This is a genomic window from Stenotrophomonas genospecies 5 (assembly GCF_054473825.1).
Genome location: NZ_JBTMUW010000003.1, coordinates 40090 through 63010, shown reverse-complemented (window position 1 = coordinate 63010; position 22921 = coordinate 40090). Strand labels below are relative to the sequence as shown.

Here is a 22921-nt window from a genome sequence, read left to right as displayed (position 1 = left end):
CGGTCAGGACTGCGGCGGCGTCGCGGTGTTTTCCGCGCGGTCACCGCTGCGGAAGCTGACGTAGGCTTCGCCACGCAGCTCCTGCAGGAACCGGTTGTATTCGTCTTCCAGCTTGCGGCGGCCGATGGTTTCGCGGACCTGCGCACGCTGGTTGTCGTTGGTCACGTCGGTCTGGCGGGTCGCCACGCGCTGCACGATGTGCCAACCGGCGTCGGTGCGGAACGGCTGGCTGACACCGCCGTCCTGCACGCTCTGGACCTGCTGGCCGAAGGCCGGACCGAACGCATCGGCCGGGAACCAGCCCAGATCGCCGCCCTGGCCCTTGCTGTTGTTGTCCTCGGACGACTCCCTGGCCACCGTCTGGAAGTCGGCGCCGCCGGCAATGCGGGCACGCAGGGTGTCGATCTTGGCCTTGGCGGCCGCATCGGTCTGGTTGTCGTCCACGCGCACCAGGATGTGGCGGCCGTGGAACTCGGTGACGGTATGGGTGCCGGCGGCGGCGCTGGAATCGCGCACTTCCACCAGCTTCAGCAGCTGGAAGCCGCTCGGACCACGGATCGGGCCAACCACGTCACCGGCATTCATCTTTTCCATCAGCTGCGCGAACGCGGCCGGGATCTCGTCCATGCTGCGCCAGCCCAGGTCGCCGCCTTCCAGTGCATTGGGGCTGTCCGAGTAGCGTACGGCGGCGGCATTGAAGTCCAGCTCACCCTTGTCCAGCAGGGCCTTCACGCCGTCGGCCTTCTTCTGGCCGGTGGCGATCTGCTCGGCATTGGCGCCGTCGGGCAGGGCGATCAGGATGTGCGCCAGGTGGTACTGGTTGCCGGCGGTGGCCTGTTGCTTCAACGCGGCATCGACTTCGCCCTCGCTGACGCTGATGCGGCTCTGCGCGAAGCTCTGGCGCAGGCGCTGCACGGTGATCTCGTCACGCACCGAGGCGCGGAAGTCGTTGAAATCGATGCCATCACTCGCCAGGCGCTGGCGCAGCGCGTCCAGATTGGAACCATTCTGCTGGGCGATGGCATTCATCGCCTGGTTCAGCTCCTGGTCGCTGACGCGGATGCCGCTGCCCTGCGCACGGGCCACCTGCAGCTTGACCAGCACCAGGCGCTCGAGCACCTGCCGGCTGAGTACGTCATCCGGCGGCAGCTGGGCCTCGCGGCCGGCGTACTGCGCCTTGATGTTGGCGATGGCGCGCTGGAGTTCGCTCTGCAGGATCACGTCCTCATCGACGACAGCGGCGATGCGGTCCAGCGGCTGCGCCTCCTGGGCAAGTACCTGCAGGGGGGCGGACACGCTGGACACCGCCAGCAGCGAGGCGAGAAGAACGGGGAAGCGCTTGGTCATGGGATCAGATTCGGATCGTAGTCGTCCCGGGTCGTCCCGGTATTGCTGGGGGGCACGAGATAGAGGTCGTCGCGGTTGTAGCCGAGGATAGCACGGCGCAGGGTGCGGTCCGTGTCCTGGCCCAGGGAGCTGAGGCCCTTCAGCACGAACTCCAGCTGGATGGAATTGTTCAGCTCGCCCTCGCGGTTGCGCACGTAGCGGCGGGCCACCGCGCGCACGGCCAGACAGCAGCTGTCCCACTGGACGCCACCGATGATTTCCAGCGGCTTCTTGTCTTCCAGCGAGTAGTAGTAGCGGCCGACCAGGCTCCAGCGGGGGTTCAGCGGGTACAGGAACGACAGGTCGGCCTGCTTCAGCAGGTCGGTGCCGTCCGGGTTGATGCGGTGGCGGTAGGTCAGGTTGACCACGCCATCGTTGGGCATCAGGTAACGGGCGCGCAAGCTGGCCAGGTCCTCACGCTTGTATTTGGGGTCCCACTGGTAGGTCGCGCTGAGGGTCCAGCGGTCGTTGACCATGTAGTTGGCATCGGCGATCCAGGCCGACTTGCCCTTTTCCACCGGCGGGCCACCCGGCACGGCGGTCACCCGCGATTCGTCGAAGTACTGGATCTGGCCGATGGCCGCCGAGAACCGCTCGCGGCCGGTGGTCTGGTCGATGAAGCGGGTGCCCAGCGCCATGGTCAGCTGGTTGGCGTCGTTCTGGCGGTCGGCGCCGGTATAGCGCGAGTCGCGGAACAGCTGGCCCCAGCTGAAGGTGAAGTCGCGGGTATCGAAGATCGGCAGCTCGTCCTGGTTGCGGTAGGGCGTGCGCAGGTAGAACAGGCGCGGTTCCAGGGTGTGCAGGAACGAGCGGCCGCCGATGGTGGTCTCGCGGTCGAAGAACAGGCCGGCATCGATGCTGCCGATCGGCAGGCTGCGGCTGGGCGAGGTGTTGCCGCGCAGCTGCTCGGGGGTAGCGGTGGCCGGATCAACGCCCTGCGAAACCAGCACGTTGCGGCGGATGCTGTCGGCCAGCTGCCGGTCCAGGTCGTAGGCGGTGTAGCGGTAGGCCAGGGTCGGGGTCACGTACCAGGCCGCACCGCTGAACGGCAGCGACACATAGGGTTTCAGGTCCAGGCGTGCGCCGCCGTACATCCGCTGGGTCTGGCCGGTACGGGTGTACTCGAGGTCCGGTCCGGCCTCGGGGCCGTACTTGAAGTTGATGTCTTCATGGGTGAAGCGCACGGCTTCGGCGTACACGCCGGTTTCCAGCCACGACAGGACCGGCTTGTCCCAGTTGAAGTACAGGCGCGGCTGGCGGTTGTAGGCCAGCGCGCTCTCGTTGAGCGTGTAGTCGGTCAGCTGCCAGCGGTCGGCCATGATTCCGGCCGTCCAGTTCTGGCCGGTGCCGTAAAGGCCAACGGTGCTCTGCAGGTTCGAGGCGGTCACGCCCACCAGGCGGTTGGCGAAGTCCTCGACGTAGCGCTCGTCGCTGACCCAGGCCAGGTTGGCACGTGCCTGCCAGTGGCTGTCCACGTTGTGGTAGCCGCTGAACATGACACGGCCGCGATCGCGGTCGCGCAGCTTGTCGTTGGGGATGTAGGCGGTCAGCAGTTCGCCGCGGCCGCCGTTGTAGAGGTAGCGGAACTCGTTGTCGAGCATCAGGCCGCGCCGGCTCATGTAGCGCGGCATCAGCGTGTCGTCGTAGTTCGGTGCCAGATTCAGGTAGATCGGCTGGGTGTAGTCGAACCCGTTGCGCCCGGACATGCCCAGCTGCGGGAACAGCAGGCCGGTCTTGCGCCGGTCGTCGATCGGGAACTTGAAGTACGGTGCCCACAGCACCGGCACCTTGCCGATGCGCAGCACGGCATTGCGCGCCGTGCCGAAGCCCTCGTCGTTGTCCACTTCGATCTGCGGCGCCGACAGCTTCCACACCGGCTGCGACGGGTCGCAGGTGGTGTAGGTGGAGCGGTGCATCTGCCCGACCGCGCCCTGCAGGTCGACCGATTCGGCGTCGCCGTTGCCACGGCGGGACACCAGCTGGTACTGGATGTCGGTGATCTTGTGGGTGTCGCTTTCCTGGTTGCCCTCGGCGCGCTTGGCGACCATGCGGATCGACGCGTCCTGGTAGCGGACATTGCCATCGGCGATGTAGTTGCCGGACTCGGTGTCGAAGCTGAGCTTGTCGGTGCCGACGAACTGGTCGCCGCGACGCAGGGCGACGTTGCCCTCGTACTGCGGCACCGTGGTGGTACCCAGCAGCTGATCGCCCTCGATATCGGTCGGCTGCTGCTCGCGCGCGGCGCTGGCGGCGGCCTTGTCCTGGCCCGGAACCGGGGTCGGGGCGTCGGTGAACGCGGGAATGACGTCGGTTGCCGGGCACAGGCCCCAGTTGAGCGGCTTATCATCGGCCATCGCCGGCAGGCAGACGGCGATGCTCAGAGGCAGGGGAAGCAGGCGGAGGGCTCGGCGCACGCGGTTCGGATTCGGGCGAAAACGGACGGTAGCTTGCCCCATCCCTTGCATAGGGGCAATGAAGGCGGCCCGGTCGCACCGGTTCGGGTTCATCCAGCCGGGGGGGACGCCGCCGGCGACATCAGGGCCTGCACGTGGGCCACGCTGCATTCGGCCAGGGCCTGCAGGTCGTAGCCGCCCTCCAGCATCGACACCACCCGGCCGGCCGCGTGGCGACGCGCCAGCGCATGCAGTTCGCGGGTGATCCAGGCGAAATCCTCGGTCTCCAGCATCAGATCCGCCTGGGGGTCGCGCAGATGGGCGTCGAAGCCTGCCGAGATCAGCATCAGCTGCGGGCGGAAGTCGTCGATGGCCGGCAGCATCTCGTCGGCCCAGACATTGCGGAAGCGGAATCCGCCACTGCCCGGCGGCAGCAGGATGTTCATCAGATTGCCCGCGCCACGGTCACGGCGCAGGCCGGAGTTGGGGAACAGGCCGGCCTGGTGGGTGCTGTAATACGACACCCGTGCGTCGTGCTGGAAGATGTCCTGGGTGCCGTTGCCATGGTGGACGTCGAAGTCGACCACCGCGATCCGCTCCAGCCCGTGGCGGTCGCGCGCGTAGGCTGCGGCGATGGCGATGTTGTTGAGCAGGCAGAAGCCCATGGCCGTGCTGCTGGTGGCATGGTGACCCGGCGGGCGCACCGCGCAGAACGCCAGCGGGTCCGCGCCCAGCATCACCGCATCCACCGCGGCCACACCGGCACCGGCAGCATGCACCGCCGCGCTGGCCGAGCCGGGCGAGGTCCAGGTGTCCATGTCCAGCTGGCGCAGGGGCACGGTCTGCGGTTGCAGCACGAAGTCGAGCAGGGCGCTGTCGTGGACCCGGCTCAACTCGCCGAACTTGGCGGGTGGGGCCTCGCGCCAGTCCAGCTGGCCGGGGAATGCGCCGCGCAGGGCGTCGAGCACGCCCTGCAGCCGTTGCGGGCATTCGGGATGGCCCGGACCGGGATCGTGCAGCAGGCAGGACGGATGGGTGAAGACCAGCATCGTACGGACTCAGCCCTGCCGGTGCTGGGGCTGCCAGAGCGCCTCGCCCTGCCCATCGGCGCGGGCCAGCACCCGGGCCAGCACGAACAGCAGGTCCGACAGCCGGTTGAGATACTGCAGCGCTTCGCTGCGCACGTTCTCATGGCGGGACAGCGTCACCGTCTCGCGCTCGGCGCGGCGGACAATCGTTCGTGCCAGGTGGCAGCGTGCGGCGGCTTCGCCACCGGCGGGCAGGATGAACTCCTTCAGCATCGGCAGCGTGGCGTTGTAGTGGTCCAGCTGCTGTTCCAGTGCCGAGACATCGGCGGCATGGATCGCGGCATGGCCGGGGATGCACAGCTCGGCGCCCAGGTCGAACAGCTGGTGCTGCAGATGGACCACCAGCGCGCGCACGTCGTCCGGAAGCGGTGCGGCCAGCAGCAGGCCCAGCGCCGCGTTGGCTTCGTCGACGGTGCCGTAGGAGGCGACGCGGGCATCGTCCTTGGCTACGCGCTGGCCATCGCCCAGTCCGGTGCTGCCGTCGTCACCGGTGCGGGTGTAGATGCGCGAGAGGCGATGGCCCATGGCGCAGCTCAGTGCCGGATGTCGCGACGGGCCTGCTGGAGCTTGAGCACCTGCTCCACGGCCAGTTGCAGGGCGGCGGCCAGCGCCACGTAGATCGCCGTGGTCCGCAGGTAGGGGCCGAACCACTGTGCGTAGTTCTGCGCCCAGCCCGCCAGCGTCGGCTCGGCTACGTTGCGGGTGGTCCAGTAGAAGCCCCCCTGCGCAAGCAGGTGGCACAGCGCCACCGAGGCCACCAGCAGGAGCGCACCCTTGGCCAGCACCGGCCAGCGCGCGCCGCGGTAGTTGTGGCCCAGCAGCATGCCGCCGGCCCACAGCGAGAAGTACGCCGGCAGCAGCAGCCAGTAGCCGGGCGACACGCAGTAGTGCTGCCAGAAATCCAGCCCCGCGCTGCGGATCACGATCCAGTCGACCAGCACCGCGAACAGCATCAGCAGCGGAAAGGCCCAGCGCGTCCAGCGCGCGAGGTAGAAACCGCCGATGAAGAACACCGCCCAGGAGGCATCGGGGATCGCCGCGAAGTGGTTGACCCGGGTCGCCGCCAGCAACAGCACGAGCACGGACAGGACGAAGGCGCGATTGGCGGTGTCGGACATGGCGGCGGGCCCGGAGCGGATTCAGCTTTCATTCTAGCCCGCCGCGCGGGTTGGCGCAGGCAGCGTCGCGTTCGGTGTACAGCCGGGGCGAGCGCGTATCATGAACGCCATGAGTGAACGACATGACGTGCTGATCGTCGGCGGCGGACTGGTGGGTGCCAGCCTCGCCATCGCCCTGGACCGCCTGGGCCGCGACGTGGGCCTGATCGAGGCCAGCCCTGCCGGTGGACTGCCGGCGGTGTTCGACCAGCGCAACCTCAGTTTCGCCGCCGCCACCGTCAACGCGCTGACCGCGCTGGGGGTGATGCAGAAGCTGGCGATGGCGCCGGGACCGATCCGTCGCATCCATGTCAGCCGCGCCGGTGACTTTGGCCGGGTGCAGCTCGATGCGGCCGATTACAACCGGCCGTGGTTCGGCCAGGTGGTGGTCGCACGTGACTTCGGTCATGCGCTTGAGGCACGCCTTCAGGAACTGCCGCGGCTGCGGCGTTACCGGCCGATGCGTTTCCTCGGCCTGGGCGGGGTGGTGGAGGGCTGTCGCCAGGTGCATGTGGCCGACGACGCCGGCGAGCGCACGCTGCTGGCACGGCTGGTGGTCGGTGCCGATGGCACGGCCAGTGCGGTGCGGGAGGCGCTGGGCATCGAGGTCGACCGCCACGATTTCCAGCAGACCCTGTTCGTGGCCCGCGTGCGCAGCCAGCGCGCGCCCGACGGCACGGCTTGGGAGCGCTTCACCGATACCGGCCCGACGGCCCTGCTGCCGCGTGGCGACCGCCATTTCGGCACGGTGCATGGGGTGGCGCGCGAAGACGCCGACGCGGTGATGGCGCTGGACGACGCAGCGTGGCTGCAGCGCCTGCAGCATGCCATCGGCTGGCGTGCCGGGCGTCTGCTGGAGTCGGGTCCGCGCAGTGCCTACCCGCTGATCCAGGTGCTGGCGCGCGCCCTGGCAGGCGAGCGCGCGGTGCTGCTCGGCAATGCCGCACAGACCATCCATCCGTTGGGCGCGCAAGGCTTCAACCTGGGCCTGCGCGATGCGCTGACCCTGGCCGAACTGCTGGAAGACGATGCAGGCGATGCCGGCAGTGATGCGCTGCTGCGTGCGTATGTGGCCCGTCGGGAAGAGGATCGCCAGCAGACGGTGGCGTTCTCCGGAGGACTGGCGCGCCTGACCAGCAATCCTGCGCCGTTGATGCGCCCGTTGCGCAGTCTCGGCCTGGTGGCCGCGCAGCGCGGTTCGGTGCAGTCGATGCTGGTCGGCGGGGCGATGGGTTTCCGTGGCGTCGTGCCGCGACTGTGCCGCGGAGAAGCCGCATGAACCGCCGCGCGCGCCTGGACGTGGTCATCGTGGGAGGCGGCGTGGTCGGTGCCGCGTGTGCACTGGCGCTGGCCGATGCGGGGCTGGCCGTCGCCCTGGTGGAGGGCCGTGAGCCCGCGCCCTGGCAGGCATCGCAGCCGGACCTGCGCGTGTTCGCCTTCGCGGCTGACAACGTGCAGCTGCTGGACCGTCTCGGCGTGTGGCCTGCGATCGTACAGGCGCGGGCCTGGCCGTATCGCCGCATGCAGGTATGGGATGCCGCGGGAGGCGAGGACCTGCTGTTCGACGCCGACCGCCTGGGGCGTCGCGAGCTGGGCTTCATCGTCGAGAACGGGCTGTTGCAGGATCGCCTGTGGGCGGCACTGCCGGCGGCCGGGGTGCAGCTGCATTGCCCGGCACGGGTGGAGGCGCTGGAGCAGGACGAGGAGGGGGTGCGACTGCGCCTGGATGACGGACGCAGGCTGGAAGCGGCCCTCGCCGTGGCCGCCGATGGTGCCGAGTCGACGCTGCGCGAGCTGGCGGGCATCGACGTGGTGCGCCACGACTATCACCAACGTGGCGTGGTGGCCTACGTCGACAGCGAGCTGCCCAACCAGGCTACGGCCTGGCAGCGTTTCCTGCCGACCGGTCCGCTGGCGCTGCTGCCGGTGGCCGAGCGCCGCAGCTCGATCGTGTGGACCTTGCCTGACGAAGAGGCGGTGCGCGTGCTGGCGCTGGAGGAGGAGGCATTCAATCGCGAACTGACCCGCGCCTTCGCCGCACGGCTGGGCGAACTGCGCCTGGTGTCGCCGCGCGCCGCGTTCCCGCTGCGCCGCCAGCTGGCCCGCCACTATGTGGCCGGCCGCGTGCTCGCACTCGGCGACGCCGCGCATGTGGTGCACCCCCTGGCCGGGCAGGGCGTGAACCTGGGGCTGCGGGATGTCGCTGCCCTGCGGCAATGGCTGGCGCCTTCAGCCGAGCGCCGTGGCCAGCCGCGCCTGTCGCCGCAGCGCCTGCAGCGCTGGGCCCGCGAGCGGCGCAGCGACAACCAGGTGGCCGCCTACAGTTTCGATGCGATCAACCGCCTCTTCTCCAACGACGAGATGCACCTGACCCTGGCCCGTGGCCGCGCGCTGGGCTGCGTCGGCAAGTGGCCGCCGCTGGTTCAGGCGTTCTGGAAGCGCGCCGCCGGCGTGTGACGACCCCGTTTGGCGGTTGATCCGCCGGTAGCGCCGGGCCATGCCCGGCGGGATCCGTGAACCGGATCAATCAATCAGCCAGCCGGCCAGGTCGGCACGATCCAGCTTGCCGCGGCGCTTGCTGTCCAGCGCGGTGAACTCATCGGCCAGTGCAGGATTGGCCTGGGCCTCCGCACGGCTGATGAAGCCATCACCGTCGGTATCCAGCGCGGCAAAGTGGATGCGGTACTGGCCGGTCACGCTGCTGGGTTCAACCGAGCGCACCGTGACCTGGGCCTCCCCTGCGGGCATCGGAATATCGACGCTGCCGGTGACCCGTCCGGCATTCAAGGGCTGCTGGCGGATGGCTCCGCCGGTCGGACCCAGCGGTTGGCTCTGCGCGGGTGTGGGCGGCAGCTGCTGCGCCAGCACGGGTGACGTGGCCAGCAGGACAGCCAGCAGCACGGGCAAACGCGGACGGTACATGACGGACTCCTGGCAGGCGTTGACGGAAGCGTACCCGGGGCATCCTGTGCGGGCGATGACCCTGCCGCGCATCACCGCATCGGCGATGCCAGCACGGTGATCTCTTCGCGGTCGTGATAGAGCTGCTTGGCACGCACTTCCAGCGACGTGCCAGCCTGCTCCTGGAACAGGTCCAGGCACAGCCGGGTCTCGTCCCAGCGCTTCTTCATCGGCAGTTTCAGATTGAAGATGGCATGCCTGCACCAGCCTTCGCGGAACCAGGTGGCCATGCGTTCGGCAACGCGACGCGGTTGCTCGACCATGTCGCACACCATCCAGTCCAGCGGCTGCTCCGGGTGCCAATGGAAGCCATCCGCGCGCAGGTGCTCGACCAGGCCGGTATCCAGTACGTGCTGGCGCAGGGGGCCGTTGTCGATGCTCAGCACCTGCATGTGCTGGCGGGTCAACACCCAGGTCCAGCCGCCCGGTGCCGCCCCCAGGTCGGCCGCGCGCATGCCGGGTTTCACCAGTGCCTCGCGTTCTTCCGGCGCCAGCAGCGTCAGCAGGGCTTCGTCCAGCTTCAGCGCCGAACGCGAGGGGGCCTCCGGCAGCAGTTTCAGGCGCGGAATGCCCAGTGCCCACGGTGCGCTGTCGGCGGGGTCGGCCACGCAGATGAAGGCGTGGGTGCCGTCGACGAACACCACGTGCAGGCGTGGCAGCCGTGCATTGGGCTTGTCGCTGAGCTTGCCGGCCTTGCGCAGCGCCGGGCGCAACGCGTTGCCGAACGCACGGGCGAGCCCGGACAGCGGCTTGCCGGCATCCGAATCCGGATGTTCGACCCACAGATCACCAAAGCGTGGCGCATCGGCCAGCACCTCCAGCATCGGCGTGATGCGATCGGCCGGATCCAGCTGCGGCAGTTCAGCCAGCACCACCAGCTTCTGCCGCGCGAAGATCAGGCCGCGCCACGGCAACCGCGGTGCCAACGCGGCCGCTTCGTCGCACATGAACAACACATAGCCGTCATTGCGCTGGGTACGTGCGTAGCCGGCGAACCCTGCCTCACCGGCGCGGAACTGCAGTTCGCCGGCCAGCTCCGGCTCGAAGCCCTGCCGGCACAGGCACAGCAGGCCGATGCCGGTTTCAGTAACGGGCGCCATCGCTTTCCCCATAGGCGCGCAGCACGCTGCGTGCGGCGTCGCGGTTCAGGCCCTGCACCACCTCGATGCCACGCTTGTTGAGCTCGCCCACCCAGTCGGCCGGCAGCGGGCCTTCGTCGAACGGGGTCAGTTCCTCTACATCGGCGGCACTGGCGCCGATCAGCAGGCGGTCGATGCCGGCCCACACCGTGGCGCCGTAACACTGGCAGCACGGCTGCGAGCTGGTGGCCAGGGTGACCGGCGACAGCACGGCATTCAGGCGCGGCGTCTGCAGGCGCTGCTGGGCCAGCATGTAGGCCATGTTCTCGGCATGTGCCAACGAGGTGGCATGCGGCATCACCCGGTTCACGCCGGCGGCGATCACCTTGTCGTCCGGACCGAACACCACGGCGCCGAACGGGCCGCCGCTGGCGTGCTCGACGTTCTGTCGCGACAGCTCGATGGCCAGCGCGACCTTGGCCTCATCGCCCGGATATCGACGATCCAGGTCGATCTGGTCGTGGATCCAGGCGGGAAGGGTCAGGTGGACTTGCGCATACAGCATCGCGGGGGTGCCTCGTGTGGGATGGGAAAAGTGCGGTTGCTTGGGAAACCGGCGCGCAGTGTAGCCGCACCGGCCTGTACCGGGTGTAGGCGCGTCAGCCGGGTGAGCCGGTGCGGATCACCACGTACTGCTTGCGGAACTCCAGCCCGGCCTGCGGCCAACTGGCGGCATACGCGCGCAGCAATGGCAGGGCAGGGGCGAAGTCGTGGCCATTGACCCGGCAATCGGCCTCGCACAGGCCATCGGCATCGCGCGAGGCGAACAGGCGGATAGCAAGGAACTGGCGCGCTTTCAGCAGCTCGTCGAAGGCGTCCATGCTCCTGGTGAACAGGCAGCAGGGGCAGGAACCGTGGTCGTCCTCACTGCATGTGGCGACCTCCACCTCCTGCGCGCGGTAGTGGGCCAGCGGCCCCAGCACCACGGTGCGCCCGTGTTCCTTGCCGTCATCACCTGCTGGATAGGTCAGGCCCATCATCGGCAGGCCCTGCGCGTCGTCGGCGCCCACTGCGGTCTGCAGGGTGGCCAGGTCCACCCGCACCCAGGCCTGGAAGCCGGACAGCAGCGAGGCCTGCTCATCGGCGCCGTTGGCGTGCTGGTACTCGAACAGGCCATCGGCGAACAGGGTGGGGTGCTGCGCCTCGATGACCGTGGAGGTCTGCCAGCCACCGTTGTCGCGCGCGTGTGCCGCCATCGCATGCGGGGTCAGGCGCAGGCCGCTGTCCAGCAGCAGCGCGCCGCCGTCGACGCGGCTGGCGATGCCAGCGTCCTGCAGGACCTGCTGCAGCAGCGGGAGGAGGGCGGTGGACGTCGTGGTCATGTCAGGCCTGTGGATGGATCGGGTGGAGCATCCAGGCCGGGCCGGGTGCTAGTGATCGAGTGCTTCGCGTTCTGCGCGATATCGCCGTGCGTCGGACTGCTGCTGCGGATCGTTGCCATGATCACGCAGCCAGGTATCCAGTTCGCGGCGATAGTCCGCGCGGAAATCGGCGTTGCCCGGGCTGAAGTGCAGCTTGCGTGCGGCTACCTCCACCCGCTCGCGCGCGCTGGCACGGGCCTGGGCGATGCCGTGCGGTGATTCGGTGGTGAGGATGACGAAGTTGCGCGGAAAGCCCGGCGTGTACTTCACCACGAACGGCTGGTCCTGAGCCGGGATGCGGATCGCGTTCTCCAGCGGCCACAGCGAAGCGGTGTTGGTGTGGAACACCACCTCCACGTCGCGACCTTCGGCGGTGCGCAGCACCGCTTCGTAGCGCCAGATGTACTGTTCGTTGAGCGTGGAATTGGTTTCCTCGGCCTTCACGATCACCGCTTCACCGCGCTCGCCCACCGCATTGAGGAAAGTGGCGTTGAGGAAGCTGCCGAGGAAGATGTTGAGCATCGCCAGCGGAAACACCACGATGGCGTAGACCGGTGAACGCCGCCACCACGAGACCAGCGCGGCCAGCCCCATTGCTGCAAAGAACGTCAGCAGCGGATGCTGCGAGATGAACCAGAGCAGGGCGGACAGGGCGGTGATCATCGTCGCGCTCGTGCGGGCGCCGTGCCGGCGCCCGCGCGGGTCCTCAGGCTGACCAGGTATCGCGCAGCGTCACGCTGCGGTTGAACACCGGCTTGGCTTCGGTGTGGTCGCGGCGGTCGGCAACGAAGTAGCCGGTGCGTTCGAACTGGAACGACTGCTCCGGCGCGGCGCTGGCCGCGGCCGGCTCGACATAGCCGGTGACGGTGCGGCGCGATTCCGGATTGAGGTAGTCGCGGTAGGTCCTGCCTTCCGACTCGTCGTCCGGGTTCGGCACCGAGAACAGTCGGTCGTACAGGCGGATCTCGGCCGGAACGCCGTGCACGGCGCTGACCCAGTGGATGGTGCCCTTGACCTTGCGGTTGGCCCCTTCCATGCCGGGGCGCGACTCCGGATCCAGCCAGCCGCGCAGCTCGGTGATAGTGCCGTCGGCATCCTTGATCACCTCATCGCAACGGATGATGCCGGCACCACGCAGGCGCACTTCGCCGCCCGGCACCAGGCGCTTCCAGCCCTTCGGCGGTACTTCGGCGAAGTCCTCGCGGTCGATCCAGACCTCGCGCGCGAACGGCACCTGACGGCTGCCGAAGCTCTCGTCCTTCGGATGGTTGCTGAAGGTGAGCTGTTCTTCATGGCCTTCGGGCAGGTTGGTCAGTACCAGCTTGAGCGGGTCGACCACGGCCATGCGGCGCGGTGCGGCGCCATCGAGGTCTTCGCGCAGCGCGCCTTCCAGCACGCTGAAGTCGATCAGCGAGTTCTGCTTGCTGATGCCCACGCGTTCGGCGAACAGGCGCATTGCCGCCGGGGTGTAGCCGCGGCGACGCAGTCCCTGCAGGGTCGGCATGCGCGGGTCCTCCCAGCCGTCCACCAGCTGCTCGGTGACCAGCGCCATCAGCTTGCGCTTGCTCATCACCGTGTAGTTGATGTTCAGGCGCGAGAATTCGATCTGGCGCGGCTTGGCGGCTTCGCGCGGCAGGCCGGCATCGACCAGCGGCTGGGTCAGTGCGTCGTCATGGGCGAAATCGACGTTGTCCACGCACCAGTCGTAGAGCGGGCGATGGTCCTCGAATTCCAGGGTGCACAGCGAGTGGGTGATGCCCTCGATCGAATCGCCCAGTGCATGCGCGAAGTCGTACATCGGGTAGATCGGCCACGCATTGCCGGTGTTCTGGTGCTCGACATGCTTGATGCGGTACAGCGCCGGATCGCGCAGGTTGATGTTGCCGCTGGCCATGTCGATCTTCGCGCGCAGGGTGCGCGCACCGTCCGGGAATTCACCGGCACGCATGCGGCGGAACAGGTCGAGGTTCTCCTCGACACTGCGGTCGCGCCACGGCGAGGGACGGCCCGGCTCGGTCAGGGTGCCACGGTAGGCACGCACTTCCTCGGCCGACAGGTCACACACATAGGCCTTGCCCTGCTCGATCAGCTTCTCGGCGGCGAGATAGTAGGCCTGGAAGTAATCGGAGGCGTGGCGCAGTTCGTTCCACTCGAACCCCAGCCAACGGACATCATCCTGGATGGCGGCCACGTACTCCGGGTCTTCCTTGGCCGGATTGGTGTCGTCGAAGCGCAGGTTGCATACGCCGCTGAACTCGCCGGCAATGCCGAAGTTCAGGCAGATCGACTTGGCATGGCCGATGTGCAGGTAGCCGTTCGGCTCCGGCGGAAACCGGGTCTTGATCGCCTGGTGCTTTCCGCTGGCCAGGTCCTCGCGCACGATCTGGCGGATGAAATCGCGCTTTTCGTGGCTGTCGGCGGGGGTCTCGGGGCTGGCGGGGGTGTGCTCGGACATGAGGCTGGGCGAAAAAGGGCAGAAAGACCAACAGTCTAGCGCGTAAGGGGAAGGGCTGCCGGGGTTGCGCCCGCGCTACCGGGCGCAGGGGGGGCCAGGGGTAGCGCCGGGCCATGCCCGGCGAGCGCAGCGGCGGCATTCAGCCCCCGGGCGTATGCTGGAGGCCTTTCCCGTGGAGCCGCCCCATGCACATCGTGTACAAGGCCGACAATCTGTTCGACGCCCACCTGGTGAAGCACGCGCTGGAAGATGCCGGCATTCCTGCCTTCGTGTTTGGCGAGCAGCTGCTGGGGGGCATGGGCGAACTGCCGCTGTTTGGTGTATTGAGGGTCGGCATCCCCGACGCCGCGCGGGCCGAGGCTGAAGGCATCGTCGCCGGCCTGGACTTGGGCCACGCCGCCGACGCCCCCATTTCCGATGCAGACGACATTGCCGGCCTTCCGGCGTAGGAGCGCATCATGTTGGGAATCGGACAGGGCATCCTGGGCATCGGCGCCTTCAAGCAGCGCCTGCCGCGCCCGGAAGAGGCGCTGCCAGGGCGTGATCAGCCACTGCCGCTGCACAGCAACCAGCACTTCGTGAACAGTCACCCGCTGAAGGACCGCTTTGCCGGCCTGCAGCAGATCCGTTTCGCGCTTGGCTGCTTCTGGGGAGCCGAGCGCAAATTCTGGTCGGAGCCGGGCGTGTACAGCACGTCGGTCGGCTATGCCGGCGGCGTCACGCCGAATCCCACCTATGAAGAAGTCTGCTCCGGCCTGACCGGCCACACCGAAGTGGTGCAGGTGGTGTTCGATCCGAAGGTGGTGAGCCTGGAACGGTTGCTGCAGCTGTTCTGGGAAAGCCACGACCCGACCCAGGGCATGCGCCAGGGCAACGACACCGGCACCCAGTACCGTTCGGCGATCCATGCCACCGACGAAACGCAGTACGCCGCTGCGCTGGCCAGCCGCGAGACGTACCAGGCGCAGCTGGACGCGGCCGGCTATGGCCCGATCACCACTGAGATCGTGTTCCCGGCGCCGGAGTACTACTACGCCGAGGACTATCACCAGCAGTACCTAGCGAAGAACCCGAACGGTTACTGCGGCATCGGCGGCACCGGGGTGAGCTGCCCGATCGGGCTGGATGTGGAGGCGCCGCGCTGACGCGCGGTGGTCCGCCTGCGGCGGGCAGAAGCGGAAAGCAACTGCCGAAGCAAAAGCCAGAGCCAAAGCCAAAGCGGCTCTGGGTTGCTGTGAGTAGGGCGGGGCGGTGTGGGTCGGCAGGACACGCCGTGAACCCATCCATGGGGGCTCGATGGCGCCATCCATGGCGCCAACGGTCCTGCCAACCCACACCACCCCACCTCCGACAGCTTCCCGGTGACGGTGGGCAAGAGCGTGGGTTACTGACGAACTGAAGGAAAACAAGAAGGACGCGGCCTTCGCCGCGTCCTTTTTGTTTGATCCTGCGGTGTCTTTTGTAGAGCGGAGCCATGCTCCGCTCCGAGCAAGCGAAGCGCGCGACCCGCTGTTGCTCTTCCTTCTTCCTTCCGTGGCGGGCAGCCACAGGAAACTGTCAGAGGGCGGGCGGGTCGGGTTCGCGGGAGTGTCCGCGGCATGGATGCCGCGGCCAAGCCTCCAGGGACGGATTCACGGCGTCTCCCGCGAACCCGACCCGCCCGACCCAGCGCGGCGGTTGCTTCATGCCTTTCGCGACCAAGCCCCCGCCACGAGGGGCTCAGCCGTTGGCTGGAACCCTTACAGCGCCGCGCGGATCCGCTCGCGCAGCGCTTCCAGATCCTTGGCGAACGCCTCGATACCGGTCGCCAGCTTCTCGGTCGCCATCGGATCGGCAGCCAGATCCGCCGCAAACGTCGCCGCATCGATCGGGGTCACCGCCACGCCGTTACCCTCACCGGGCACCAGCTTGCGCGGCAGCTCGCCGTGATCGGCGTCCAGCTTCTCCAGCAGATCCGGCGAAATGGTCAGGCGGTCGCAGCCGGCCAGCGCCTCGATCTGTGCGGTGGAACGGAACGAGGCGCCCATCACCACGGTCGGCGAACCACGGCGCTTGAACTCCGCATACACGCTGCGCACGAACTTCACGCCCGGGTCCTCATCGATGTTGGCCGGGGTCTGGCCGTTGGCCACGTACCAGTCAAGGATGCGGCCGACGAACGGCGAGATCAGGAACGCGCCCGCTTCGCTGCAGGCCAGCGCCTGGGTCGGGTTGAAGATCAGCGTCAGGTTGCAGTCGATGCCCTCGGCCTGCAGGATCCGCGCCGCTTCCACGCCTTCCCAGGTCGCGGCGATCTTGATCAGGATCTTCTCGCGCGCTACGCCGGCATCGGCGTACATCTGGATGAACTGGCGGGCCTTGGCCACGGTGGCGGCGGTGTCGTACGCCTGGTCAGCATCCACCTCGGTGGACACGCGGCCCGGCACCAGCGTGCTGAGCAGCGCGCCGACGCCGATGGTCAGCCGATCGGCCACCGCATGCACCACGGCCTCGCGGTCGCCGCTCTGCTGACGGCCCCAGGCCAGTTCGCGCTCGATCAGATCGGCATAGACCGGCAGGTCCAGTGCCTTCTTCACCAGGGTCGGGTTGGTGGTGCAGTCCACCGGCTGCAGGCGCTTGATCGCCTCGTAGTCACCGGTATCGGCAACGACCACGGACAGTTCGCGCAGCTGGGACAGTTTGGACGAGGTACTCATTACGGCTCCTGGTACGGGGAATTGGATCGCGCGCAGTGCGCAGCGGAGATCAGGGACGGTCGTTGTGCACTGCGGTCACGCGCAGGCGCAGCTTGCGACCACCGGGTGCGGTCCAGTCGATGCTCTGGCCGACCGACAGGCCGAGCAGGGCACTGCCGACCGGGGCCAGCACGGAAACCTTGCCTTCATCGACGTTGGCTTCGCGGGGGAAGACCAGGGTCAGGACGTGCTTCTCGCCTGAGACCCCATCTTCGCACTCCACGCGGGAATGCATCATGACGATGCCTTCGGGAATCTGGTCCGGCGCCAGCACGGTGGCCCGGTTGAGTTCTTCGGCAAGCGCGAGCGCGGCAGGCGTCTGGCTCAGCGCAGGGGCTTCGAGCATGGCCTCCAGGCGGTCCATGTCGAAGGTTGAGACAGTGATCGACGGCGGCAGGCCGCTGGCGGTGTTCATGTAAAACTCCTTGGTTGAAAACCATGCAAAAGGCGGCGCCTGCTGGCGCCGCCTGTCTGTATTGTGGGGACAAATGCGACCGGAATCGACTCCCGCCGGTCGGGGGCGGGGACGCGGGGCCGTCAGCCGTTCAGCGCGGGGCCGGAAAGGCTGGCCGGATCGGCGGCCGTGCCATTGGCGGCTTCCAGCGTGAACAGCGCATGCGGCAGGCGCTTGAACTGGCTGGCCAGCTCCATCAGGAAGTCGTTCATCGCCGAGCTGCGGCGCCAGACCATCGCAATACGGCGGCTGGGCCGGCCCTCACCGATGAAATCGAGCAGGCGGATGTTGTTCGAGCGCGGGACGGGGGGCTGCACCGACAGGCTTGGCAGCAATGTGATGCCGACATCGGCGGCGACCATCTGCCGCAATGTTTCCAGGCTGGTGGCGCGGAACTCGGATTTCTCGTTGGCGCCGAACAGCCGGCACACTTCCAGCGCCTGGTCGCGCAGGCAATGGCCGTCTTCCAGCAGCAGCAGCTTCTGCGTGGCCAGTTCCTGCACATCCAGATGGGCGCGCTGGGCGAGCGGATGGCGACCGGAGACGGCCAACAGGAACGGCTCCTCGAACAGGAACTCGGCGTGCAGCTGATCGTCGATCACCGGCAGTGCCAGCAGCGCGGCATCGAGCTTGCCTTCGCGCAGGCGCTCCAGCAGCACATCGCTCTTCTCTTCGACCAGCAGCAGTTCCAGTTCCGGGAAACGTTCGCGGATGCGCGGGATCACATGCGGCAGCAGGTACGGGCCCAGGGTCGGGAAGATTCCCAGGCGCACCGTGCCGGCTTCCGGATCGCGGCTGCGCCGTGCCGCTTCCTTCAGCTGCTCCACCTCGGACACGATCACCCGCGCCCGTGCAGCGGCTTCCTGGCCGGCCGGCGTCAGCATCACCTTGCGGGGGGCCCGCTCGACCAGCGGCAGGCCCAGCTCTTCTTCCAGCTTGCGGATCTGGGTGGACAAAGTGGGCTGGCTGACGAAGCACGACGCGGCAGCCCGACCGAAATGCTTGTGGTCGGCCAGGGCTACCAGGTACTTCAGATCGCGTAGATTCATCCTCACATCCCAGGGATAACGGACCGGCTGGCGGCGTGGTCACCCCGCAGCTGACAATGCTCCCGGCAACCCGGGAGCAGTGGATCAGGCAGCTTCGGCAACGGCCCCGCTGCTCTTGCTCACCGACGAGCGGATCAGGTGATCGAACGCGCTCAGTGCGGCGGTCGAGCCGGCGCCCATGGCGATGATGATCTGCTTGTAGGGTACCGTCGTGCAATCACCTGCGGCGAACACGCCGGGCACACTGGTCTGGCCACGGTCGTCGATGACGATCTCGCCGCGCGGCGACAGCGCCACGGTGTCCTTCAGCCACTCGGTGTTGGGCAGCAGGCCGATCTGCACGAAGATGCCTTCCAGCACCACGCGGTGGGCGTCGCCACCGATGCGGTCCTTGTAGACCAGCCCGGTGACCCGGCTGCCATCGCCCAGCACTTCAGTGGTCTGGGCGCTGGTCAGCACGGTGACATTGCCGAGGCTGCGAAGCTTCTTCTGCAGCACCTCATCGGCGCGCAGGCTGGAATCGAATTCCAGCAGGGTTACATGCGACACGATGCCGGCCAGATCGATGGCAGCTTCAACGCCGGAGTTGCCACCACCGATCACCGCCACGCGCTTGCCCTTGAACAGCGGGCCATCGCAGTGCGGGCAGTAGGCCACCCCCTTGTTGCGGTACTGCTCTTCGCCCGGCACATTCATCTGCCGCCAGCGCGCACCGGTGGACAGGATCACCGAACGCGACTTCAGCACCGCGCCGTTTTCCAGCTGCACCTGTACCAGCCCATCGTCGCCGGCCGGCACCAGCGCGGTGGCGCGCTGCAGATCCATGATGTCCACGTCGTACTCGCGCACATGCTGCTCCAGCGCGGTGGCGAGCTTCGGGCCTTCGGTCTCCTTGACCGAGATGAAGTTCTCGATGGCCATGGTGTCCAGTACCTGGCCGCCGAAGCGCTCGGCGGCGATGCCGGTGCGGATGCCCTTGCGCGCGGCGTAGATCGCTGCGGCCGCGCCAGCCGGGCCGCCGCCCACCACCAGCACGTCGAAGGCCTGCTTGGCGGCGATCTTCTCCGCGTCGCGCTTGCTGGCGTTGGTATCCAGCTTGGCCACGATCTGTTCGAGCGTCATCCGGCCCTGGTCGAAGACTTCACCGTTGAGATACACGGTCGGCACCGACATGATCTCGCGCTTCTCCACTTCCTCCTGGAACAGCGCGCCGTCGATGGCCACGTGCTGGATGCGCGGGTTGAGCACCGCGGCCAGGTTCAGCGCCTGCACCACGTCCGGGCAGTTCTGGCAGGACAGGGAGAAATAGGTCTCGAACCGGTACTCGCCTTCCAGGCTCTGCACCTGCTCGATCAGTTCGGCGGTGGCCTTGGACGGATGACCGCCCACCTGCAGCAGCGCCAGCACCAGCGAGGTGAATTCATGACCCATCGGCAGGCCGGCGAAGGTCAGGTGGATGTCCTGGCCGGGCGTGCCCAGGTCGAACGAAGGCACGCGGCCCTGGCCATCACGCAGCACCTGCAGCGAGATGCTGTCGGACAGGCTTTCCAGGGTCTGCAGCAGTTCCAGCATTTCCCGCGACTTGTCGCCGTCGTCGGCATGCGCGGTGATCTGGATGGGGCGGGTCACGCGCTCCAGATAGGTCTTCAGCTGCGACTGCAGGTTGGCGTCCAACATCGGGTCTTCTCCTGGCTTCAGGCAAACAGGGGGCGTGGCACCGCTGTAGAAGGTAGCGGACCAGCAGGGGGTAGGGGTGAACCCAAGACAGTGACCGTGGAAGGGGCTGGCTGGCCGCGACGGGCCGGCGATGGCTGTCTTGGGTTCACCCCCACGCCGGCGATGCCGCCGGCATGGAGATGGGCCTGCCGTGGCGTGGGGCCACGGCGTGCCGGTGCTGCGTTAGATCTTGCCGACCAGGTCCAGCGACGGGGTCAGGGTCTTCTCGCCTTCCTTCCACTTCGCCGGGCACACCTGGTTCGGGTTGGCGGCGGTGAACTGGGCGGCCTTCAGCTTGCGCAGGGTCTCGGAGACGTCGCGGGCGATCTCGTTGGAGTGGATCTCCAGGGTCTTGATCACGCCTTCCGGATTGATGATGAAGGTGCCGCGCAGGGCCAGGCCCTCTTCCGGAATGTGCACGCCGAAGGCGTTGGTCAGCTGGTGGGTCGGGTCGCCGACCAGCGGGAACTGGGCCTTGCCGACGGCCGGCGAGGTTTCGTGCCACACCTTGTGCGAGAAGTGCGTGTCGGTGGTGACGATGTAGACCTCAGCGCCAGCCTTCTTGAACTCGGCGTAGTGGTCGGCGGCGTCTTCGATCTCGGTCGGGCAGTTGAAGGTGAATGCAGCCGGCATGAAGATCAGGACGGACCACTGGCCCTTCAGGCTGGCATCGGAAACCTTGATGAACTCGCCGTTGTGGTAGGCGTTGGCTTCAAACGGCTGGATCTGGGTATTGATGAGGGACATCATTTTTCCTCTGGGTGAAGGGAGTGGGTGAATCGACAGGAGCTAGGTTACCGGCTCAGTTGCGATAAGAACAATCCATTGATTGCATCTATTTGATAGATGCAGCCTATCAAATTGCCATGAGCCCGCACTGAACCTTGCGTCCCTCATCCTGCAACTGCCTGTGTGACAAGGAAAATCGCCAGGGACGCGTGAAGAGGGCTGATAGCCCCTCCTTATGCCCTCGGGCGAAACCTGAACGGATTCCAGCTTTTGTAGAGCCGAGCCCACGCTCGACCGCGGATCTGTAGAGCCGAGCCCATGCTCGGCTGTTCCAGAAGCAGCCGAGCATGGGCTCGGCTCTACAATTGCGGAATGTCTTTCCCAACCCAACCCTCCCTGCGCCAGGTGGTGGCCGACGCCAGCGCCCGCCTGGGCGGCATCGACGCCCGCCACGAAGCCGAGCTGCTGCTGCTGCATGTGCTGGAGCGTCCACGCAGCTGGCTGTTCGCCCATGCGACCGATCCGCTGCCGGCAACGGCGCAGGCTGCCTTCGAGGCGCTGCTGGCGCGTCGCGCCGCCGGTGAGCCGGTGGCCTACCTGACCGGCCGGCGCGGGTTCTGGACGCTTGATCTGCGGGTCGATGCGGCGACCCTCATCCCGCGTCCGGAAACCGAACTGCTGGTGGAGCTGGCGCTGGAACGCCTGCCATCGGACCGCCCGCTGTCCGTGGCCGACCTCGGGACCGGCAGTGGTGCGATCGCCCTGGCCCTGGCCAGCGAGCGGCCGCTGGCACAGGTGCTGGCCACCGATGCCAGCCCCGGTGCACTGGCCATGGCTGCGCGCAATGCCGCCCACCATGAACTGCGCAACGTGCGTTTCGCTGAAGGTGGACAGGACTGGTACGCACCGCTGCAGGGCGCGCGCTTTGCACTGATTGCCAGCAATCCGCCCTACATCGCCAGCGAAGATCCGCATCTGCAGCAGGGCGACCTGAGGTTCGAGCCGGCCAGCGCGCTGGCGTCCGGCATCGACGGACTGGACGATATCCGCCGCATCGTTGCAGGCGCGCCCGAACACCTGCAGCCGGCGGGCTGGCTGCTGATCGAGCACGGCTGGGACCAGGGCGCGGCGATCCGCACGCTGTTCGATGCGGCCGGTTTCGCCGACGTGCAGACCCAGCAGGACCTTGAGCAGCGTGATCGGGTCACCCTCGGCCGGCGACCGGCCTAGAATGGGGGTTCTCCTGCCCCGGCAGGGCATCACCCTGGAGCTGCAAGCATGCGTACGCTGTACCCCGCCATCACCCCCTATGACGTCGGCACCCTGAAGGTCGACGACCGCCACACGCTGTACTTCGAGCAGTGCGGCAATCCGGATGGCAAGCCGGTGGTGATGCTGCACGGCGGTCCGGGCGGCGGTTGCAGCGACAAGATGCGCCAGTTCCATGACCCGGCGAAGTACCGCATCATCCTGTTCGACCAGCGCGGTGCCGGCCGTTCCACGCCGCATGCGGATCTGGTGGACAACACCACCTGGGACCTGGTGGCCGATACCGAGCGGCTGCGCGAGCATCTGAACGTCGACCGCTGGCAGGTGTTCGGTGGTAGCTGGGGGTCAACCCTGGCGCTGGCCTACGCCGAAACCCATCCGCAGCGCGTCACCGAACTGGTTCTGCGCGGCATCTTCATGCTCCGCCGCTGGGAGCTGGAGTGGTTCTACCAGGAAGGCGCCAACCGCCTGTTCCCCGATGCATGGGAGCACTATCTGAAGCCCATTCCGGTGGTTGAACGCCATGACCTGATCTCGGCGTTCCACCGTCGCCTGACCAGTGAAGACGAGGCGACCCGCCTGGAAGCAGCCAAGGCCTGGGCCGTGTGGGAGGGTGCGACCAGCTTCCTGCATGTGGATGACGACTTCATCAACAGCCACGAAGACCCGCATTTCGCGCTGGCCTTTGCCCGTATCGAGAACCACTACTTCGTCAATGGTGGCTTCTTCGAGGTGGAAGACCAGCTGCTGCGCGACGCGCACCGCATCGCCGACATCCCGGGCGTGATCGTGCATGGCCGCTACGACGTAGTGTGCCCGCTCGCCAATGCCTGGGACCTGACCAAGGTGTGGCCGAAGGCGAAGCTGGAAATCACCCCGGCATCGGGCCACTCCGCGTTCGAAGCGGAGAATGTCGACGCGCTGGTGCGCGCCACGGACAGCTTCGCGTAACCCGCCGGTAGCGCCGGGCCACGCCCGGCGGCATCGCGATCTGTTGCCGCGGTTTGACTCGCCGGGCATGGCCCGGTG

At 67.5% G+C, this 22921-nt stretch carries 22 protein-coding genes; 6 read left to right on the top strand and 16 right to left on the bottom strand.

Translation table 11 applies throughout. From position 1 onward, the window contains the following. Positions 1–3: 3 nt before the first annotated feature. The 5 genes from ACX9OW_RS17360 to ACX9OW_RS17340 all read right to left on the bottom strand — a co-directional run bounded on the left by ACX9OW_RS17360 (position 4) and on the right by ACX9OW_RS17340 (position 5985). Entirely contained in the window at positions 4–1347 is a 1344-nt protein-coding gene (locus ACX9OW_RS17360; RefSeq protein WP_053519673.1) for a peptidylprolyl isomerase, read from the bottom strand. Then, positions 1344–3800, bottom strand: a complete 2457-nt coding sequence (gene lptD / locus ACX9OW_RS17355; RefSeq protein ID WP_459062614.1) for an LPS-assembly protein LptD — start codon at positions 3798–3800, stop codon at positions 1344–1346. Before lptD ends, ACX9OW_RS17360 begins: the two co-directional genes overlap by 4 nt. A gap of 89 nt (positions 3801–3889) precedes the next feature. After that, on the bottom strand, positions 3890–4828 hold the full coding sequence (locus tag ACX9OW_RS17350; RefSeq protein ID WP_065176230.1) for a histone deacetylase family protein: 939 nt from the start codon (positions 4826–4828) through the stop codon (positions 3890–3892). A gap of 9 nt (positions 4829–4837) precedes the next feature. After that, the gene (locus ACX9OW_RS17345; protein ID WP_065176231.1) at positions 4838–5392 is read right to left on the bottom strand and encodes a cob(I)yrinic acid a,c-diamide adenosyltransferase; all 555 of its coding nucleotides are present in this window, start codon (positions 5390–5392) and stop codon (positions 4838–4840) included. A gap of 8 nt (positions 5393–5400) precedes the next feature. Further along, positions 5401–5985 (bottom strand): hypothetical protein, encoded by a 585-nt coding sequence (locus tag ACX9OW_RS17340; RefSeq protein WP_053519669.1) that lies wholly within the window; start codon positions 5983–5985, stop codon positions 5401–5403. A 109-nt stretch (positions 5986–6094) separates the two neighbouring features. On the opposite strand from ACX9OW_RS17340, the gene ubiH reads away from it, so the two are divergent. Together ubiH and ACX9OW_RS17330 are read left to right on the top strand one after the other, a co-directional pair. After that, a complete protein-coding gene (ubiH, locus tag ACX9OW_RS17335; RefSeq protein ID WP_065176232.1) occupies positions 6095–7303 on the top strand; it encodes a 2-octaprenyl-6-methoxyphenyl hydroxylase in 1209 nt (402 codons plus the stop codon). Next, positions 7300–8481: a UbiH/UbiF family hydroxylase gene (locus ACX9OW_RS17330; protein WP_065176233.1), complete on the top strand. Its 1182-nt coding sequence runs from the start codon at positions 7300–7302 to the stop codon at positions 8479–8481. Before ubiH ends, ACX9OW_RS17330 begins: the two co-directional genes overlap by 4 nt. Before the next feature lie 66 nt (positions 8482–8547). Here ACX9OW_RS17330 and ACX9OW_RS17325 read toward each other — a convergent pair whose 3' ends face one another. From ACX9OW_RS17325 to ACX9OW_RS17300, 6 genes are all read right to left on the bottom strand, one after another. Further along, positions 8548–8946, bottom strand: coding sequence for an EF-hand domain-containing protein (locus ACX9OW_RS17325; RefSeq protein WP_053519666.1), 399 nt, complete (start codon positions 8944–8946; stop codon positions 8548–8550). Positions 8947–9017: 71 nt separating this feature from the next. Further along, positions 9018–10085 (bottom strand): 23S rRNA (cytidine(2498)-2'-O)-methyltransferase RlmM, encoded by a 1068-nt coding sequence (rlmM, locus tag ACX9OW_RS17320; RefSeq protein WP_065176234.1) that lies wholly within the window; start codon positions 10083–10085, stop codon positions 9018–9020. Beyond that, entirely contained in the window at positions 10069–10629 is a 561-nt protein-coding gene (locus ACX9OW_RS17315; RefSeq protein ID WP_065176235.1) for a nucleoside deaminase, read from the bottom strand. The genes rlmM and ACX9OW_RS17315 overlap by 17 nt, the downstream gene beginning before the upstream one ends. Before the next feature lie 94 nt (positions 10630–10723). Then, the gene (locus tag ACX9OW_RS17310; protein WP_164153071.1) at positions 10724–11446 is read right to left on the bottom strand and encodes a DUF6348 family protein; all 723 of its coding nucleotides are present in this window, start codon (positions 11444–11446) and stop codon (positions 10724–10726) included. A gap of 48 nt (positions 11447–11494) precedes the next feature. Further along, the gene (locus ACX9OW_RS17305) at positions 11495–12148 is read right to left on the bottom strand and encodes a hypothetical protein (RefSeq protein ID WP_065182847.1); all 654 of its coding nucleotides are present in this window, start codon (positions 12146–12148) and stop codon (positions 11495–11497) included. A 43-nt stretch (positions 12149–12191) separates the two neighbouring features. After that, a complete protein-coding gene (locus ACX9OW_RS17300) occupies positions 12192–13940 on the bottom strand; it encodes a glutamine--tRNA ligase/YqeY domain fusion protein (RefSeq protein WP_065176238.1) in 1749 nt (582 codons plus the stop codon). Positions 13941–14125: 185 nt separating this feature from the next. On the opposite strand from ACX9OW_RS17300, the gene ACX9OW_RS17295 reads away from it, so the two are divergent. Continuing rightward, positions 14126–14389, top strand: a complete 264-nt coding sequence (locus tag ACX9OW_RS17295; protein WP_053519109.1) for a putative signal transducing protein — start codon at positions 14126–14128, stop codon at positions 14387–14389. 30 nt (positions 14390–14419) lie between these two features. Beyond that, positions 14420–15085, top strand: coding sequence for a peptide-methionine (S)-S-oxide reductase MsrA (msrA, locus tag ACX9OW_RS17290; protein WP_197600906.1), 666 nt, complete (start codon positions 14420–14422; stop codon positions 15083–15085). Positions 15086–15679: 594 nt separating this feature from the next. On the opposite strand, the gene ACX9OW_RS17285 is transcribed toward msrA, so the two are convergent. The 5 genes from ACX9OW_RS17285 to ahpC form a co-directional block, all read right to left on the bottom strand. Further along, on the bottom strand, positions 15680–16636 hold the full coding sequence (locus tag ACX9OW_RS17285; RefSeq protein ID WP_445393844.1) for a transaldolase: 957 nt from the start codon (positions 16634–16636) through the stop codon (positions 15680–15682). A 49-nt stretch (positions 16637–16685) separates the two neighbouring features. Further along, positions 16686–17090, bottom strand: a complete 405-nt coding sequence (gene rnk / locus ACX9OW_RS17280) for a nucleoside diphosphate kinase regulator (protein ID WP_053519113.1) — start codon at positions 17088–17090, stop codon at positions 16686–16688. 122 nt (positions 17091–17212) lie between these two features. Then, the gene (locus ACX9OW_RS17275) at positions 17213–18178 is read right to left on the bottom strand and encodes a LysR substrate-binding domain-containing protein (protein WP_065175982.1); all 966 of its coding nucleotides are present in this window, start codon (positions 18176–18178) and stop codon (positions 17213–17215) included. An 84-nt stretch (positions 18179–18262) separates the two neighbouring features. Beyond that, the gene (gene ahpF, locus ACX9OW_RS17270) at positions 18263–19855 is read right to left on the bottom strand and encodes an alkyl hydroperoxide reductase subunit F (RefSeq protein WP_459062613.1); all 1593 of its coding nucleotides are present in this window, start codon (positions 19853–19855) and stop codon (positions 18263–18265) included. A gap of 222 nt (positions 19856–20077) precedes the next feature. Then, entirely contained in the window at positions 20078–20641 is a 564-nt protein-coding gene (gene ahpC / locus ACX9OW_RS17265; protein WP_005408159.1) for an alkyl hydroperoxide reductase subunit C, read from the bottom strand. 354 nt (positions 20642–20995) lie between these two features. Here ahpC and prmC point away from each other — a divergent pair, with 354 nt between their 5' ends. Then, complete coding sequence (prmC, locus tag ACX9OW_RS17260; RefSeq protein ID WP_459062612.1) at positions 20996–21853, top strand: peptide chain release factor N(5)-glutamine methyltransferase; 858 nt, start codon at positions 20996–20998, stop codon at positions 21851–21853. Positions 21854–21901: 48 nt separating this feature from the next. After that, positions 21902–22843, top strand: coding sequence for a prolyl aminopeptidase (gene pip / locus ACX9OW_RS17255; RefSeq protein WP_346480690.1), 942 nt, complete (start codon positions 21902–21904; stop codon positions 22841–22843). Positions 22844–22921: the final 78 nt, after the last annotated feature.

Coding starts and splice junctions, on each gene's coding strand:
- ACX9OW_RS17345 (WP_065176231.1), bottom strand. CDS start 5,392: ATGGGCCATCGCCTCTCGCGCATCTACACCCGCACCGGTGACGACGGC.
- ahpC (WP_005408159.1), bottom strand. CDS start 20,641: ATGTCCCTCATCAATACCCAGATCCAGCCGTTTGAAGCCAACGCCTAC.
- ACX9OW_RS17360 (WP_053519673.1), bottom strand. CDS start 1,347: ATGACCAAGCGCTTCCCCGTTCTTCTCGCCTCGCTGCTGGCGGTGTCC.
- ACX9OW_RS17305 (WP_065182847.1), bottom strand. CDS start 12,148: ATGATCACCGCCCTGTCCGCCCTGCTCTGGTTCATCTCGCAGCATCCG.
- ACX9OW_RS17310 (WP_164153071.1), bottom strand. CDS start 11,446: ATGACCACGACGTCCACCGCCCTCCTCCCGCTGCTGCAGCAGGTCCTG.
- rlmM (WP_065176234.1), bottom strand. CDS start 10,085: ATGGCGCCCGTTACTGAAACCGGCATCGGCCTGCTGTGCCTGTGCCGG.
- ACX9OW_RS17350 (WP_065176230.1), bottom strand. CDS start 4,828: ATGCTGGTCTTCACCCATCCGTCCTGCCTGCTGCACGATCCCGGTCCG.
- ACX9OW_RS17285 (WP_445393844.1), bottom strand. CDS start 16,636: ATGAGTACCTCGTCCAAACTGTCCCAGCTGCGCGAACTGTCCGTGGTC.
- prmC (WP_459062612.1), top strand. CDS start 20,996: ATGTCTTTCCCAACCCAACCCTCCCTGCGCCAGGTGGTGGCCGACGCC.
- ACX9OW_RS17315 (WP_065176235.1), bottom strand. CDS start 10,629: ATGCTGTATGCGCAAGTCCACCTGACCCTTCCCGCCTGGATCCACGAC.
- ACX9OW_RS17300 (WP_065176238.1), bottom strand. CDS start 13,940: ATGTCCGAGCACACCCCCGCCAGCCCCGAGACCCCCGCCGACAGCCAC.
- ACX9OW_RS17340 (WP_053519669.1), bottom strand. CDS start 5,985: ATGTCCGACACCGCCAATCGCGCCTTCGTCCTGTCCGTGCTCGTGCTG.
- ahpF (WP_459062613.1), bottom strand. CDS start 19,855: ATGTTGGACGCCAACCTGCAGTCGCAGCTGAAGACCTATCTGGAGCGC.
- ubiH (WP_065176232.1), top strand. CDS start 6,095: ATGAGTGAACGACATGACGTGCTGATCGTCGGCGGCGGACTGGTGGGT.
- ACX9OW_RS17295 (WP_053519109.1), top strand. CDS start 14,126: ATGCACATCGTGTACAAGGCCGACAATCTGTTCGACGCCCACCTGGTG.
- ACX9OW_RS17325 (WP_053519666.1), bottom strand. CDS start 8,946: ATGTACCGTCCGCGTTTGCCCGTGCTGCTGGCTGTCCTGCTGGCCACG.
- rnk (WP_053519113.1), bottom strand. CDS start 17,090: ATGAACACCGCCAGCGGCCTGCCGCCGTCGATCACTGTCTCAACCTTC.
- ACX9OW_RS17330 (WP_065176233.1), top strand. CDS start 7,300: ATGAACCGCCGCGCGCGCCTGGACGTGGTCATCGTGGGAGGCGGCGTG.
- pip (WP_346480690.1), top strand. CDS start 21,902: ATGCGTACGCTGTACCCCGCCATCACCCCCTATGACGTCGGCACCCTG.
- ACX9OW_RS17275 (WP_065175982.1), bottom strand. CDS start 18,178: ATGAATCTACGCGATCTGAAGTACCTGGTAGCCCTGGCCGACCACAAG.